Consider the following 15,332-nt stretch of genomic DNA (forward strand, 5'->3'; position numbering starts at 1 on the left):
CCGACGAACCGTCGTTCCGATCACAGCCCGGCGTGGCCCGCCAATTCAATGCAGTTGCCGGTAGATCTGCTCGGCGAGCGCCTGCGAAATGCCTTCGACGCTCGCAAGATCCTCTACGCTCGCGGCCACCACGCCGCGCAAGCCGCCAAAGCGCGCCAGCAGGCGCTGACGCCGCTTCGCCCCTACGCCTTCGAGTTCTTCGAGCCGCGAGGTCTGGCGCGTCTTGCCGCGTTTGGCGCGCATGCCGGTGATCGCGAAACGATGCGCTTCGTCGCGGATCTGCGCGACCAGCATCAGCGCGGCGCTTTCCTTGCCGAGTTCGAGCGGCGTGCGGCCGTCCGCGAAAATCAGCGTCTCGAGACCGACCTTGCGCCCCTCGCCCTTCGCGACGCCGACGAGCATGCCAGTATCGAGCCCCAACTCCGTGAACACCTGCCGCGCGATCTCCACCTGCCCCTTGCCGCCGTCGATCAGCACGATGGTCGGCAGCACGCCGCCGGCCGCGGCCGGCTCGGCGGCATCGGCGGCGAGCGCGGGATCGGCGGCCGCGTCACTTTGCGATTCGGCGGCTTCGTCGCTCGCATTCGCGGCGGCCTGCGCGACCATCTTTTCATAGCGGCGCGTGAGCACCTGGCGCATCGCCGCGTAATCGTCACCGGGCGTGATGCCGGCGATGTTGTAGCGGCGATACTCGGACGACTGCATCTTGTGGTGGTGATAGACGACGCAGGACGCCTGCGTCGCCTCGCCCATCGTGTGACTGATGTCGAAGCATTCGATGCGCAGATGCGCGAGGTCGTCGCACTCCATGCCGAGCGTGTCGGTCAACGCGCGCGTGCGCGCCTGCTGCGAGCCCTGCTCGGAGAGCAGGCGCGCGAGCGCGAGCCGCGCGTTCTGCTCGGCCATCGCGAGCCACGCGCGCCGCTGTCCTTGCGGTTGACGCAGTACGGTCACCTTGTGGCCCGCCTGCTCGATCAGCACGTCGACGAGTTCGCGCGCCGGCGCGTGGCTGACCACCAGCACCGGCGGCACGCGATTGCCGAGGTAATGCTGCGCGATGAACGCTTCGAGCACTTCGGATTCGATGCCGCCTGGCGCGCGGCTTTTGCGGCGCTTCGCCGCGCGGCCGGACTCTGCGTTCCCGTCGGTGCCTTCGTCCGCGCCTTCGTCGCTGACGGCGTCCGGGGTCGCTTCGGCAGCCTCGTCGATCGCGTCTTCTTCACTACCATCGGCGTCCTCGTCTTCCGACGGCATGTCCTGAGCGATCGCGAGCGCATCGGCCGAGGCGCTCGCCGCCGCGGCCGATGGCGCGACCGCTCGCGCATCCGCCGATGCATCGTCCTGATCGCCGTCTTCTTCGAGCCCGCCTTCCTCCGCCGTCAACGCGCTCTCCACGTGCGTGGGAAAGTACGCCTTGTCGCCGAGATGTCGTCCGCCGCGCACCATCGCGAGATTCACGCACACGCGGCCGCCCAGCGCGACTACCGCGAGAATGTCGACGTCGCTGTCGCTGCCGACTTCGATTGCCTGCTGATGCAGCACCGTCGACAGCGAACTCATCTGGTTGCGCACCGCCGCGGCCTGCTCGAACTTCAGCTCGGTCGCGAACGCATGCATCTTCTGCTCGAGCTCCTTCATCACCTCGCCCTGACGGCCGAGCAGAAAGCGCGACGCGTTGGCGACGTCGCGCGCGTAATCCTCCTCGCTGATGTTCGCGACGCACGGCGCCGTGCAACGGCCGATCTGATGCAGCAGACACGGCCGCGTGCGGTTGTTGAACACCGAGTCTTCGCAGGTGCGCAGCTGGAACACGCGCTGCAGGATCTGAATGCTCTCGCGCACCGCCCACGCGCTCGGGAACGGGCCGAAGTACTGGTTCTTGCGATCGACCGAGCCGCGGTAATAGGCCATGCGCGGAAACTTGTGGCCGGTCAGCTTCAGATAGGGATACGACTTGTCGTCGCGAAACAGGATGTTGTAACGCGGCGTGAGCGCCTTGATCAGGTTGTTTTCGAGCAGCAGCGCCTCGGCCTCGGAACGCGTGACCGTGGTCTCGATGCGCGCGATGCGCGTGACCATCATCGCGATACGCGGCGACAGCTGCGTCTTCGTGAAGTAGCTCGATACGCGCTTCTTCAGATCGCGCGCCTTGCCGACGTAGAGCACCGCGCCACTCGTGTCGTAATAGCGGTAGACGCCGGGCAGATGCGGCAGTTGGGCGAGCACTGTTTTCGGCTCGAAGGTGTCGGGGGCGTCGCTGGCTTCGGGTTCGGTCATGCGGGATCGATTGGGGTGGGACTGTCTCGCGCTGCCTCGCCGCTTGCACCGGTTGCACTGATTGCACTGATTGCGCCGATTGCGCCGTCGGGTGCCCAGCATCGTGCGCCGGGGGTCATGTCGCGTGTCGCCGATGCGGCCCGCATGGCGGACAAAGGGCGCGCGCGATCGCGAGCGAGGCTTTAGAATCGCCAGTTTAGAACATTCCGCATTCGTTCGAACCGCTCCGTTCGCCGGAGTCACCGAGCCAGCCGAGCCGCCATGTCCTCCGTCGCGCCCGATTCCGGATCACCCGCCGCCCCTGCCAACCCGATCGCCTGCGATATCTTCTGCGCGGTGATCGACAACTTCGGCGACATCGGCGTGTGCTGGCGCCTTGCGCGCCAACTCGCGCGCGAGCACGGCTGGCAGGTGCGCGTGTTCGTCGACGATCTGCATGCGTTCAGGAGGCTGTGCCCGTCGCTCGAGCTGGAGCGTGCGCGGCAGACGCTCGACGGCATCGTCGTCGAGCATTGGCACGAGCCGTCCCATGCTGGCGATACGCTCGAAATCGCCGACGTCGTGATCGAGGCGTTCGCCTGCGAACTGCCGCCCGTCTATATCGCGGCGATGGCAGAGCGAGCGAGCGTGCCGCTCTGGTTCAACCTCGAATATCTGAGCGCCGAGGACTGGATCGCCGATTTTCATCTGCGGCCGTCGCCGCATCCGCGCTACGCACTCAGCAAGACCTTCTTTTTCCCCGGACTCGGCCCCGGCACCGGTGGCGTCCTGAAGGAGCGAGATCTCGACGCGGCGCGCGCCGCGTTCGAAGCATCGCCCGCCGCGCGCACCGACTGGTGGCGCAACGTCACGGGCCACGCGCCGCCGCCCGCCGACGCGACGGTCGTGTCGCTGTTCGCCTACGAAAACCCGGTCGTCGACAGCCTGCTCGAACAATGGCGCGACAACGCAAGCCCGATCGTGCTGCTGGTGCCCGAAGGACGCATTTCCGGCGCGCTGGCGCGTTTTTTCGGCCTACCTTCGTTTGCAGCGGGCACCCATGCGACGCTCGGCAACCTCAGCGCGCACGCGCTCGCGTTCACCGAACAGCCTGGCTACGACGCACTGCTCTGGGCGAGCGACGTCAATTTCGTCCGCGGCGAGGACTCGTTCGTGCGCGCGCAGTGGGCCGCCAAGCCGTTCGTCTGGCACATCTACCCGCAGGCCGACGACGCCCATCTGCCAAAGCTCGACGCCGCACTTGCGCACTACACCCGCGCGCTCCCAGCTGACGCGCGCGCCGCGCTCGAGCGCTTCTGGCACGCGTGGAACGGCGCTGGTCAGCCGGACTGGGCGGAATTCCAGCGCCACTATCCGGCCCTGAAACGGCGCGCCGCCGGCTGGGCGGTCGAACTCGCGCAAGTCGGCGATCTCGCCGGAAATCTGACCTCGTTCGCAAAAACTCAGTTAAAATAAGCGGTTATCCAACGGCCGACGACGCAAGCGCGGCCCGATTAGACCAACTACCCCATGGTCAGCCCGTCTGACCGGTCCCCTCGAAAAACAGAGCACGCGTCCCCAATCTTCCGGTCGGGCACGCGAATGTCAAAAAAGGGACGTATGTTTGGGCGTGTTGCAGATCGGCGCCACTCGTGTACACGCCCGAACAGGGTAAAAATCAGGTAACGGACAGGTGGAACGCCGAGGCATCACGCCCCCGGGTTTTCGCCGCGAGCCGATCCCGTTTCACGCATCCGGGCTGCGCGGCCGCTTCACGCGGCGCGCGGCAGGCGGTGGGCGAAACGCCGAAGCCGCTTGCGCCGTATGCCGTTGAGCAACAGTTAAGCTATTTATCTCGTACAGGACAGTTTTATGAAGACCGCACAGGAACTCCGCACCGGCAACGTCGTGATGATCGGCGCAGACGCAATGGTCGTGCAAAAGGCCGAATACAACAAATCGGGCCGTAACTCCGCCGTCGTCAAGATGAAGTTCAAGAACCTGCTGACCGGCGCAGGCATGGAAACCGTGTACAAGGCGGACGACAAGTTCGACGTCGTCGTGCTCGAGCGCAAGGAAGTGACGTACTCGTACTTCGCCGACCCGATGTACGTGTTCATGGACGCCGACTACAACCAGTACGAAGTCGAAGCCGAAATGATGGGCGACGCGATGCACTACCTCGAAGACGGCATGGCTTGCGAAGTCGTGTTCTACAACGAGAAGGCGATCTCGGTCGAACTGCCGACCACGCTGGTTCGCGAAATCATCTACACGGAACCGGCCGTCAAGGGCGATACGTCGTCGGGCAAGGTGCTGAAGAACGCCAAGCTGAACACCGGCTTCGAACTGCAAGTGCCGCTCTTCTGCAACATCGGCGACAAGATCGAAATCGACACGCGTACGCACGAATACCGCAGCCGCGCCTAAGCGCCCGCCTGCGTCACCCCGCCAGCGCCGGCGCCCTGCCGGCCTGCACAAAAAGCGCTCAATTTTTGGGCGCTTTTTCTTTTCTGTCGCGCCGTGTATGGTTTAGGAAAACTTTACCGGCAAATTTCTCAAAATTACCATCGCGACATCCGGATTTCGCGTTGGGCGCGCGGCAAGCCCTTGATCGATTTCATCCACGCTCTTTGGCACGATCTCTGCTAGGTGGAGAGAGTTACGCGAGTATCGCTCATTTTCCACTCTTGGGAGAGGCACCATGAACAACGACATCGCTGAAGGTAAATGGAGACAGATGATCGGCAAGGCGAAGACCGCATGGGGCGAACTGACGGACGACGAGTTGACCAAGGCCGAAGGCCGGGCCGACAAGCTCGCTGGTCTGATTCAGGAACGCTATGGCAAAACCCGTGATCAGGCGGAACTCGAAGTGCGCCGGTTTTTCGATAGCAACCGGGATTTCTGACAGGACCAGTGAAGGAACTACAGGCGCCGGCCCGCGCGACTCAAGGCGCAGTGCCGGCGGCTGTCGTTTTTTCACCGCCCAAGGACCGTTGGTTTAGCCCTGTCATCGAGCCCTCAGAGCCCGGAGTGCGCGCCATCAGCGTTGGCGGCGCGCCGGGCATTCGACCCATTCATAAAATTGCGCTCGCCATGCCACACGCCCTGATTGTTGAAGACGATCCCAATAGCCTGTCCGGTCTGTCGGCAATCCTCGCCGCCGACGGCTTTTCAGTCGACACCGCGACCACGCTCGCCGAGGCCCGCGGCGCATTGACGCGCTTCATCCCCGACGTCGTGCTCGTCGACCTGAATCTGCCGGACGGCAGCGGCCTCGATCTGTTGCAGCATCTGCCCGCGCATCCGCCGGGCGGCGCGCTTCCGGTGATCGTGATGACCGGCAATGCGACCGTCGAGAGTGCGATCGAGGGCTTGCGGCACGGTATCTGGGACTATCTGCTGAAGCCGGTCAACATTCCGCGCCTGCGCAGCCTGCTCGCGCGCATTCCGCGGCCTTATGAGCTGACCGAGGAGGTCCAGGCGCTGCGCGCGGCGCTGCGTCAGCTTGGGCGCTTCGGCTCGATGCTCGGTCGCAGCGGCGCCATTCAGCACGTGTACGACACGATCGAGCGTCTCGCGCCGACAGAAGCCGCGGTGCTGATCTCCGGCGAGGCTGGCACCGGCAAGCAGATCGCCGCGCGCACGCTGCACGACATGAGCCGCCGCCGCAAAGGCCCGTTCGTCACGTTCGATTGCCGCGGCGCGACCGCGGGCGGGCTCAATCGCTCGCTCGACAGCATGCTGCTCGGTCACGAACGCGGAGCGTTCGGCGGCGCCGAGCAGCGCGAGCCGGGCCTCTTCGAACAGGCGAGCGGCGGCACGTTGTTCATCAACGAAATCACCGAGCTGCCGCGCACGCAGCAGGAAGCGCTGTTGCGCGCGCTCGATTCGCAGACCTTCATGCGCGTGGGCGGTACCAGCCAGATCGTGACCGACTTCCGGCTCATCGCGTCGACGCGCAAGTCGCCGCGCGCGGCGGTCGCGGACGGCTCGCTGCATCAGGACCTCTCGCTGCGCCTCGAAGCCGCCGCGGTCATGCTGCCACCGCTGCGCGAGCGTGGTGAAGATCCGCTGCTGATTGCGCAGGCAGCCGTCGACGAACTGAATGTGGAAGCGACCGCGCGCGGTACGGCCGAGGTCGCGAAGCAGGCGGCGCCGAATTTCCTGCGCGAATGCCTCACGTACGACTGGCCGGGCAACGTGCGCGAACTGCAGGAGCGCGTGCGGCGCGCTTATCAGGCATCGGGCGACGTGATCGAGTCGTTGCGCGCCGACGAAGCCAGCACGGCGAACGGCCGCGATCTGAACGGCAGTCGCGTGCAGGTGACCGTCGGTACGCCCCTCGCGGACGTCGAAGAAATGCTGATCCGCGCGACGCTCGACGCGGTCGGCGGCACGCGGCATCGAGCGGCGTCGTTGCTGGGAATCAGCCCGAAGACGCTGTACAACAAGTTGCAGCGCATGCGCTTGAACTGAGCGATCGGATCGCGCGTGCTGCGGTTGTCAAGCAAAGCTTGACGGCGGCTCGCACCGTTCGAAGCTGATAAAAAATGGCGCCTTGAATTGCTTCAAGGCGCCATTTCCTTTTATGCAAACGTACTGCGCAGCAGCCTCTGCGCTTCGGCGTACCGTGGCTCGGCCATCAGCTTGTTCCACGTGAGCGCTTTACCGCGCGGCCGCATGCGCTTCAGCCGCCGCTGCGATTCCCTCGCCGGCGTGACGCGCAGCGCGTCGAGCACCTTCTCCGCTTCGTCCGGCCGATTGCAGATCAGCACCATGTCGCAGCCGGCCTCCAGGGCCGCTTGCGCACCTTCGGTCAGCGTGCCGCCCTGGCGCGCCGCTTCCATCGACAGATCGTCGCTGAAGATCGCGCCTTCGAAGCCAAGCTTGCCGCGCAGGATGTCCTGCAACCAGATGCGCGAGAAGCCGGCCGGCTTCGCATCGACGCGCGGATAGACGACGTGCGCGGGCAGCACCGCGCCAAGCGACAGACCGAGCCAGTCGTACGGCGCGACGTCGTTGCCGAGGATTTCGTCGATCGGGCGTTCGTCGACGGGCATCGCGACGTGCGAATCTGCCTGCGCGAATCCGTGCCCTGGAAAATGCTTACCGCAATTGCTCATGCCGGCGAGCGCGAGGCCGTGGTTCAAACTCTTCGCGAGCAGCGCGACCACGCGCGCATCGCGATGAAACGCACGATCGCCGATCACCTGCGAGTGTCCATAGTCGAGGTCGAGCACCGGCGTGAAGCTCATGTCGATACCGCACGCGCGCAGTTCCGCGGCGAGGATATAACCGACCGCGGTCGTCACCTTGGTCGCGTGCAGCACGTCCTGGTCCCACAGCGCGCCGAGCTTACCCATCGACGGCAGCACCGTGAAGCCGTCGGTGCGAAAGCGCTGCACGCGGCCGCCTTCGTGATCGACGGCGATCAGCAGATCCGGGCGAATCGCGCGGATGGCATCGGTCAGCCCGACCAGTTGCGCGCGGCTCTCGTAGTGGCGCGCGAACAGGATCACGCCGCCGGTCATCGGGTGAGCGAGACGCCTTTTGTCATCGCGGTTCAGCGTTTTGCCGACCACGTCGAGCATTACCGGTCCGGGTGTGGTTTTCATCGAATTCCGCGGGAAAACTGTGAGACAACACAAACGCGACCGCCAGCGCCCGCGCTCAACCTTTTCATTCTGTGGCGGAACGGGCGGACGAAGCTCGCGACGACGCCGCCGCCAACGAACCTTCCGTATCGCCCGGCCGCTGCGTCTCCGCGATCACGAACGACACCGCGTAGTCGCGCTCGTCGCTGATCGTCACGCGCGCCGTGATGCCGCGCGCGTCGAGCCAGTCGGCCAGCTCGCCAGAGGCGACCACCATCGGCTCGCCGCTCGGCCGGTTCAGCGTTTGCAGCGCGCGCCAGCTCATCGGCCAGTGCATGCCGAGGCCGATTGCCTTCGAGAACGCCTCTTTCGCCGAGAAGCGCGTCGCGAGAAACGCAAGACCGCGCGCCGCCGAACGGGCGTGGCGCGCGTGGTACACGCGTAGTTCGTCGGGACCGAGCACCTTCTCCGCGAAACGGCCATTGGTGCGAGTCATCACCGCTGCTACGCGGCTGACCTGAACGATGTCGGTGCCGATTCCGTAGATTGCCATGCGTGCGTCCGTCGCCAGGTTGCGTTACGCGCGCGCGCCGAGACGTGCGGCGACCATGATCGCCTTCATCTCGCGCACCGCGTTGTCCCAGCCCGCGAAGATCGCATGCGCGACGATCGCATGGCCGATGTTGAGTTCGACGATGCCGTCGATCGCCGCGATCTGCTGCACGTTCGTGTAGTGCAGGCCGTGGCCCGCGTTCACTTTGAGGCCGAGCGTCGCGCCGAATTCGACTGCTCGCACGATGCGCTCGTATTCGCGCTGCTGTTCCGCGGGATCATGAGCTTCCGCGTAACGGCCTGTGTGCAGCTCGATCACCGGCGCGCCGGCTTCGTGCGCGGCGCGAATCTGCGTCTCCTCGGGGTCGATGAAGAGCGACACGCGCGAGTTCGCGTCCGCCAGTTGCTTGCACGCGGCGCGCACCGCCTCGAACTGTCCGGCGACGTCAAGACCGCCTTCGGTCGTCAGCTCCTCGCGCTTTTCCGGCACGAGGCAGACGTCGTGCGGTTGCACTTCGCACGCGATGTCGAGCATTTCCGGCGTGACCGCGCATTCGAGATTCATGCGCGTTTTCAGCAGCGGACGCAGCTTGTGTACGTCGGCGTCGACGATATGCCGGCGGTCTTCGCGTAGATGCAGCGTGATCGCGTCGGCGCCGGCTTCTTCGGCCATCAGCGCGGCGCGGATCGGATCGGGATAGGACGTGCCACGCGCGTTGCGCAGCGTGGCGACGTGGTCGATGTTCACGCCGAGGTCGATCGCGGTCGGCGAAGTCAGGAAGAAGCTCATAGGTTCTGCAGGTCAATCAGGATCTGGCGGGTGGCAAGCGGCGCGCCGCCGAGATAGGTGTTGAGCAGGAAGCGCATCAGCGTTTTGCTTTGCGCGACGGTCTGCGCTCGATGGTAATCGTCCTTTTCCATATCGAGCAAGGTTTGTCCCGTCACTACCGGCCACTGCGCGGGCCATTCGTCCGATGCCTCGCGTACCCCGCGCTCGGGATCGAACACGTAGCGGCCGTCGGCGAGCACCGCTTTGCGTGCGACCGTGCGGTCGAGCGCCATCGCGTAACCGGTCTCGCGTAGCAGCACGCGTTCGAACGAGCGCAGCACCTGCACCGGCGGCTCATCGTGCGCGAGCCGCGTCAGCGTGACGACGTAGTGATGGAACAACTGAGGATGCGGGTCCTCGCGCCGCGCAGAAGCGCACCAGCAGTTCGTTGACGTAGAAACCGCACAGCAGCGCGTCGCCGGTCAGCGGCAGCATGCCGCCGACCCATTCGGCGCCGGTCAGCGTGCGCATTTCGGACTTGCCCGACCACGCGAGCGACAGCGGCTGGAACGTTTGCAGCACGCCGCGCAGCGCGGAGTGCGGGCGCTTCGCGCCCTTTGCGACCAGCGCGAGACGGCCGTGATCGCGCGACAGCACGTCGATGATCAGGCTGGTCTCGCGATACGGATAGCTATGCAGCACGAACGCGGGCTGCTCGGTGATCCGATATTCGGATGTGGAGGTGCGCGGCGCGCGGCGTGCCGGCGTTTTGCGTGGCTCGCCATCGTCGGCGGGTGCGCTTTTCGCGCTTTTTGGGCTTTTTGCGTCGGCCGACGATTTCCTCGCGCTACGCGCGGGCCGAGACGGTTCGTGCTCCGGCTGATCCGAAGCCTCGTCTGAATTGAGCGTCATCCACGCGTCATTCGTACCCATACGCACGAAGCCCGGCTTCGTTGTCGGCCCAGCCGCTCTTCACCTTGACGAAGGTTTCGAGGTACACCGGCCCGTCGAACAGCTTTGCCATGTCGAGGCGAGCCTCGGTGCTGATCTGCTTCAGCTTCGCGCCCTTCTGGCCGATGATCATCGCCTTGTGCATGTCGCGATCGACTAGGATCGTCGCGAAGATACGGCGCAGCCGCCCTTCGGTTTCGAACTTCTCGATCAGCACGGTGCTCGTGTACGGCAGCTCGTCGCCGGTCCAGCGGAAGACTTTCTCGCGCAGGATTTCGGCGGCAAGAAAGCGCTCGCTGCGATCGGTCAGGTCGTCCTCGCCGTAGATCGGCTCGCCTTCCGGCAGGAACGGCTTGACGGTGGCCATCAGACGTTTGATGTCGTCGGAATTTTTCGCCGACAGCGGCACGATCTCGTTGAACTCGCGCAGCGTGCTCATCTGCTGCATGAACGGGAACAGCGAGTCTTTATCCGACACGCGATCGAGCTTGTTCGCGATCAGCAGCGTCGGGACCTTCGCCGGAATCAGATCGAGTACCTTCTGGTCGTCAGGGCCGAAGCGGCCTGCTTCGATGACGAACAGGATCGCGTCGACCGAGGTCAGCGTCGACGTAACGGCGCGATTCAGCGAGCGGTTCAGGGCGCCGCTGTGTTTGGTCTGAAAACCGGGCGTGTCGAGGAAGATGTACTGGGCGTCTTCGAGCGTATTGATGCCGGTAATGCGATGGCGCGTGGTCTGCGCCTTGCGCGACGTGATGCTGACTTTCTGGCCGACCAGCGCGTTCATCAGCGTGGACTTGCCGACATTCGGGCGGCCGACGATCGCGACCATGCCGCAGCGAAAACCAGTGGGAGTGGGAGCGTTCATATTCGGACTACGGCAGGTTCAGTTGGACGCGCGCGACGCGCACGCCGATGGCAATCAATGGCCCGCATCGGCGACGCGCGTTTGCACCGCGTCGGCGACGCCGGGTTCGTGTTCGGCAGGTGCCGGGGGCACCGAGACAACCGACGCGGGCGCGGCGGTCACGCTCGATGCAGCAGTACCCGGCGCGGCTTCGCGGCTGCGCTGACGGTCTGTGCTGCGAGCGTGTGACGACGTGTCGGCTTTGAGGTCGGGGGTTTTGTCCGCTGCGGGTTTTTCGGCCGGCTTGTCGACAGGTTTCTCGCCCGCGTGGATCGAAACCTTGTCGGCCCTCTCCGGCTTTTCGGACTTTTCGGCGCGCTCCGGCTTGTCCTGTCCGCTGTACTCCACATGCGCGGCACGAATTACAGCCAACGGCGCACCGGCGGGACCCGGCGCGGCACGCTCGGCCGCCGGTCTTTCAGCGGCTGATTTTTCCACGAAAGGTTTGTCGGCGTGCGCCTCCAGCGCGACAGGCGCGCGCCCTTCACCGCGCGCGCTCTTGCGATCCGGTGTGCGCAAATCCAGTGCGGCCTGTACGCCGGTCACGCCCGGCACGATTTCCTGCTCGGCATTTTTCGCGGCACGCGCGCCCTTCGAGCGCTTCGGCTTCGCGACCACGGCAGGCGCCGCGGCCATCACTTCGTCGAGCGCCTTCTTTGCGGCCGCCTGCTCCGCCGCGCGACGGCTCGCGCCGGAGCCAGATACCTTGACGTCCAGCTTCGGCACCGTACATTCGACTTCGAACTGCTGATTGTGCGCCGCACCATGCGTGGCGACGACCGTATAAGTAGGCAACGCGATCTTGTGGCCTTGCAGATACTCCTGCAGCAGCGTCTTCGCGTCCTTGCCAAGCGTGCGCGGGTCGATATGGTCGAGAATCGGTACGTAAAGGCGCTTGATGACCGTCTGCGCAGCCTCGAATCCGCCGTCCAGAAATATCGCACCGAGCACCGCCTCGAGCGTATCCGCGAGGATCGACGGGCGGCGGAAGCCGCCGCTGCGCAACTCGCCCTCGCCGAGGCGCAGGCCCTCCGAAATATTGAGTGCCTGAGCAATCTCGTAGAGTGACTGCTGTTTGACCAGATTGGCGCGCACGCGAGACAGGTCGCCTTCGTCGAGTTTGCCGAAACGTTGGAACAAAAGCGCAGCCACCGCGCAATTCAGAACGGAGTCGCCGAGAAATTCGAGCCGTTCGTTATGCGTGGAGCTATGACTGCGGTGTGTTAGAGCCTGACGCAGCAATTCCGCATTGCGAAATTCGTAGCGCAAACGGCTTTCCAACGGAGATAGGGGCATGGGCAGAGTATAACGCGGGCGCCTGACCCGGCGGAAACACGGGGCGCCAGCGGAAAAAGCGTGGTGAAACGACGTTACCGCGAGTTCTTAAAGTAGCATGACAACACGCCGCGACCGAGATAACCGGGTGCCGGTTGTTCGCGCGGCGTGTGAGAAGCGCTCAATGCACGCGACTCACTGGAAAGGGCCGATGCGTCGCAGATCGCTGAAGTTCATCCAGATGAAAAATGCGCGGCCGACGATATTGCGTTCAGGCGCAAAACCCCAGTACCGGCTATCCGCGCTGTTGTCGCGGTTATCGCCCATCATGAACAAATTGCCCGGCGGCACTTTGCAGATCACGCCACGCGCGTTGTACTGGCAGTTGTCGCGATACGGATAATCTTCCGCACCGACGATGAACGGCGGCACCGCCGGATTATTCAGAATCGCGTTCTTGCGGCCGTCGATATCTTCCTGGAACTGCTTCGCATAACCGAGACGCTCTTCGTCGAGATAATCGGGCAACGGCGTTTCAGGCACCGGCTTGCCGTTGATCGTGAGTTTCTTGTCCTGATACTCGATCACGTCGCCGGGCAAACCAATGACGCGCTTGATGTAGTCGACCGATTCGTCTTTAGGATAACGGAACACCACCACGTCGCCGCGATGGACCGGACTGCCCTGCGTGATCCTCGTGTTGGTAATCGGCAAACGTAGACCATATTCGAATTTATTCACGAGGATGAAGTCGCCCACCAGCAGCGTCGGCACCATGGAGCCCGATGGGATCTTGAACGGCTCGATCACGAACGAGCGCACGGCGAACACCACCAGAATCACCGGAAAAAAGCTCGCCGTATATTCGAGCCACCACGGCTGACGCAGCTTGTCGTCGCGCAGACGCGCGCGCGTTTGCGCGGCGTTTTCATCGGCGAAACGCTCGCCGATGCGTGCCTGCTGACGATCGAATTCGGCGACTGCGGCTTCCGCCTCGCGGCGCCGTTTCGGCAGGAAAACCAGTTTGTCCGCGACCCATGCGACACCCGTCAAAACGACGAGCACAAAAAGAATCAGCGCAAAATTCATAGGGTTCCGTTATTCAACTTATTTGTCTTCGACACGCAGAATAGCGAGGAAAGCCTCTTGCGGGATTTCAACCGAGCCCACCTGCTTCATTCGCTTCTTGCCTGCCTTCTGCTTTTCAAGCAGCTTCTTCTTACGCGTGATATCACCGCCGTAGCATTTTGCCAGCACGTTCTTACGCAACGCTTTAATGTTTTCGCGCGCAATAATGTTCGAACCGATCGTGGCTTGAACCGCTACGTCGTACATCTGACGCGGAATCAGCTCGCGCATTTTCGCCGCCACTTCGCGGCCGCGGTACTGGCTTTGCGAACGGTGCACGATAACCGACAGCGCATCGACCTTGTCGCCGTTGATCAGCATGTCGACCTTCACGACGTCCGACGCGCGGTATTCCTTGAACTCGTAATCCATCGACGCATAACCGCGCGAAATCGACTTCAGACGGTCGAAGAAATCGAGCACGACTTCACCCATCGGAATTTCGTACGTAAGCTGAACCTGACGACCGTGATACTGCATGTTGATCTGGTTGCCGCGCTTCTGCGTACACAACGTGATCACCGCGCCGACGTAGTCTTGCGGCATGTACAGGTTCACGGTGACGATCGGCTCGCGCACTTCCTCGATCTTCGACGGCTCCGGCATCTTGGCCGGATTCTCGACCATCAGGGTCGTGCCGTCGCGCTGCAGGACTTCGTAGACCACGGTCGGCGCCGTCGTGATCAGGTCCATGTCGAACTCACGTTCGAGACGTTCCTGCACGATTTCCATGTGCAACAAACCGAGGAAGCCGCAGCGGAAACCGAAACCGAGCGCCTGCGACACTTCCGGTTCGTACTGCAGCGACGCGTCGTTCAGCTTCAGCTTTTCGAGCGAATCGCGCAGCGCGTCGTACTGATTCGCTTCGACCGGATACAGACCCGCGAACACCTGCGGCTTCACTTCCTTGAAACCCGGCAGCGGCACGGCCGCCGGCTGGTTCACGAGCGTAACCGTGTCGCCGACCTTCGCCGCCGCGAGTTCCTTGATGCCGGCGATGATGAAGCCCACCTGCCCCGCCGACAGTGATTCGAGATCCTTCGACTTCGGCGTGAACACGCCGATATGTTCAACCGGATACTGCGCGCCGGTTACCATCAGCCGGATCTTGTCCTTCGGACGCAGCGTGCCGTTGACGATGCGCACCAGCATCACGACGCCGACGTAGTTGTCGAACCACGAGTCGATGATGAGAGCCTGCAGCGGCGCTTGCGGGTCGCCCTTCGGCGGTGGCACTTTCGCGATCAGCGCTTCGAGCACGTCTTCGACGCCGAGGCCCGTTTTCGCGCTGCAATGCGTCGCGTCGGTCGCGTCGATGCCGATCACGTCCTCGATCTCGGCGATCGCGTTTTCGGGGTTCGCCGCCGGCAGATCGATCTTGTTCAACACCGGCACCACTTCGACGCCGAGTTCGATGGCCGTGTAGCAATTGGCGACGGTTTGCGCCTCCACACCCTGGCTCGCGTCGACGACGAGCAGCGCGCCTTCGCACGCGGACAGCGAGCGGCTGACTTCGTACGAGAAGTCGACGTGCCCCGGGGTGTCGATCATGTTCAGGTTGTAGAGCTGCCCATCGCGCGCGCGATACGACAACGCGGCGGTTTGCGCCTTGATGGTAATGCCGCGCTCGCGCTCGAGATCCATCGAGTCGAGCACCTGAGCTTCCATCTCGCGGTCGGACAAACCGCCACAAATCTGGATGATGCGATCGGCGAGCGTCGACTTGCCATGGTCGATGTGCGCGATGATCGAGAAGTTACGAATATGATCCATTCAGTGCCGATCAAGCGAAAAGGCGCGCCCCGGACAATAGCGGAGCACGCCTTGTAAGTAGGTGAAAATCCTATCTATTTTAGCCGAAAAGCCCATCGGCCGGCGCATCTTGCGAAGCGCG

General features: G+C 63.8%; 12 protein-coding genes and 1 pseudogene. 4 read left to right on the forward strand and 9 right to left on the reverse strand.

The window, feature by feature from the left end:
• Positions 1–45 precede the first annotated feature (45 nt).
• On the reverse strand, positions 46–2,277 hold the full coding sequence (gene uvrC / locus OKW26_RS28640; protein ID WP_429355905.1) for an excinuclease ABC subunit UvrC: 2,232 nt from the start codon (positions 2,275–2,277) through the stop codon (positions 46–48).
• 261 nt (positions 2,278–2,538) lie between these two features.
• On the opposite strand from uvrC, the gene earP reads away from it, so the two are divergent.
• The 4 genes from earP to OKW26_RS28660 all read left to right on the forward strand — a co-directional run bounded on the left by earP (position 2,539) and on the right by OKW26_RS28660 (position 6,738).
• Positions 2,539–3,732, forward strand: a complete 1,194-nt coding sequence (earP, locus tag OKW26_RS28645; protein ID WP_429355906.1) for an elongation factor P maturation arginine rhamnosyltransferase EarP — start codon at positions 2,539–2,541, stop codon at positions 3,730–3,732.
• A 396-nt stretch (positions 3,733–4,128) separates the two neighbouring features.
• Positions 4,129–4,686 (forward strand): elongation factor P, encoded by a 558-nt coding sequence (efp, locus tag OKW26_RS28650; RefSeq protein ID WP_008919334.1) that lies wholly within the window; start codon positions 4,129–4,131, stop codon positions 4,684–4,686.
• 274 nt (positions 4,687–4,960) lie between these two features.
• Entirely contained in the window at positions 4,961–5,167 is a 207-nt protein-coding gene (locus OKW26_RS28655) for a CsbD family protein (protein ID WP_429355907.1), read from the forward strand.
• A 188-nt stretch (positions 5,168–5,355) separates the two neighbouring features.
• Positions 5,356–6,738, forward strand: a complete 1,383-nt coding sequence (locus OKW26_RS28660) for a sigma-54-dependent transcriptional regulator (RefSeq protein ID WP_184061420.1) — start codon at positions 5,356–5,358, stop codon at positions 6,736–6,738.
• A gap of 110 nt (positions 6,739–6,848) precedes the next feature.
• Here OKW26_RS28660 and nagZ read toward each other — a convergent pair whose 3' ends face one another.
• The 8 genes and pseudogenes from nagZ to lepA form a co-directional block, all read right to left on the reverse strand.
• Positions 6,849–7,877, reverse strand: coding sequence for a beta-N-acetylhexosaminidase (gene nagZ / locus OKW26_RS28665; protein WP_429355908.1), 1,029 nt, complete (start codon positions 7,875–7,877; stop codon positions 6,849–6,851).
• A 64-nt stretch (positions 7,878–7,941) separates the two neighbouring features.
• Positions 7,942–8,409 carry a holo-ACP synthase gene (gene acpS / locus OKW26_RS28670; protein ID WP_429355909.1) on the reverse strand — a complete coding sequence of 156 codons (468 nt, stop codon included), beginning with the start codon at positions 8,407–8,409 and terminating at the stop codon, positions 7,942–7,944.
• A gap of 24 nt (positions 8,410–8,433) precedes the next feature.
• Positions 8,434–9,198 carry a pyridoxine 5'-phosphate synthase gene (gene pdxJ / locus OKW26_RS28675; RefSeq protein WP_429335072.1) on the reverse strand — a complete coding sequence of 255 codons (765 nt, stop codon included), beginning with the start codon at positions 9,196–9,198 and terminating at the stop codon, positions 8,434–8,436.
• Positions 9,195–10,110 (reverse strand): annotated as a pseudogene (gene recO / locus OKW26_RS28680) (DNA repair protein RecO). The gene pdxJ and the pseudogene recO overlap by 4 nt, the downstream one beginning before the upstream one ends.
• On the reverse strand, positions 10,097–10,996 hold the full coding sequence (era, locus tag OKW26_RS28685; protein WP_429355910.1) for a GTPase Era: 900 nt from the start codon (positions 10,994–10,996) through the stop codon (positions 10,097–10,099). Before era ends, recO begins: the two are co-directional and overlap by 14 nt.
• A gap of 54 nt (positions 10,997–11,050) precedes the next feature.
• Complete coding sequence (gene rnc, locus OKW26_RS28690) at positions 11,051–12,331, reverse strand: ribonuclease III (RefSeq protein WP_429355911.1); 1,281 nt, start codon at positions 12,329–12,331, stop codon at positions 11,051–11,053.
• 174 nt (positions 12,332–12,505) lie between these two features.
• The gene (gene lepB / locus OKW26_RS28695; protein ID WP_184061413.1) at positions 12,506–13,399 is read right to left on the reverse strand and encodes a signal peptidase I; all 894 of its coding nucleotides are present in this window, start codon (positions 13,397–13,399) and stop codon (positions 12,506–12,508) included.
• 18 nt (positions 13,400–13,417) lie between these two features.
• Positions 13,418–15,211, reverse strand: a complete 1,794-nt coding sequence (lepA, locus tag OKW26_RS28700) for a translation elongation factor 4 (RefSeq protein WP_429355912.1) — start codon at positions 15,209–15,211, stop codon at positions 13,418–13,420.
• Positions 15,212–15,332 lie beyond the last annotated feature (121 nt).

It is taken from the genome of Paraburkholderia sp. 32 (assembly GCF_050435345.1).
In the GTDB taxonomy this organism is placed as follows: domain Bacteria; phylum Pseudomonadota; class Gammaproteobacteria; order Burkholderiales; family Burkholderiaceae; genus Paraburkholderia; species Paraburkholderia tuberum.

Bases quoted from the DNA above. Each gene is read 5' to 3' on its own strand.
- uvrC (WP_429355905.1), bottom strand. From the start codon at position 2,277: ATGACCGAACCCGAAGCCAGCGACGCCCCCGACACCTTCGAGCCGAAA.
- earP (WP_429355906.1), top strand. From the start codon at position 2,539: ATGTCCTCCGTCGCGCCCGATTCCGGATCACCCGCCGCCCCTGCCAAC.
- efp (WP_008919334.1), top strand. From the start codon at position 4,129: ATGAAGACCGCACAGGAACTCCGCACCGGCAACGTCGTGATGATCGGC.
- OKW26_RS28655 (WP_429355907.1), top strand. From the start codon at position 4,961: ATGAACAACGACATCGCTGAAGGTAAATGGAGACAGATGATCGGCAAG.
- OKW26_RS28660 (WP_184061420.1), top strand. From the start codon at position 5,356: ATGCCACACGCCCTGATTGTTGAAGACGATCCCAATAGCCTGTCCGGT.
- nagZ (WP_429355908.1), bottom strand. From the start codon at position 7,877: ATGAAAACCACACCCGGACCGGTAATGCTCGACGTGGTCGGCAAAACG.
- acpS (WP_429355909.1), bottom strand. From the start codon at position 8,409: ATGGCAATCTACGGAATCGGCACCGACATCGTTCAGGTCAGCCGCGTA.
- pdxJ (WP_429335072.1), bottom strand. From the start codon at position 9,198: ATGAGCTTCTTCCTGACTTCGCCGACCGCGATCGACCTCGGCGTGAAC.
- era (WP_429355910.1), bottom strand. From the start codon at position 10,996: ATGAACGCTCCCACTCCCACTGGTTTTCGCTGCGGCATGGTCGCGATC.
- rnc (WP_429355911.1), bottom strand. From the start codon at position 12,331: ATGCCCCTATCTCCGTTGGAAAGCCGTTTGCGCTACGAATTTCGCAAT.
- lepB (WP_184061413.1), bottom strand. From the start codon at position 13,399: ATGAATTTTGCGCTGATTCTTTTTGTGCTCGTCGTTTTGACGGGTGTC.
- lepA (WP_429355912.1), bottom strand. From the start codon at position 15,211: ATGGATCATATTCGTAACTTCTCGATCATCGCGCACATCGACCATGGC.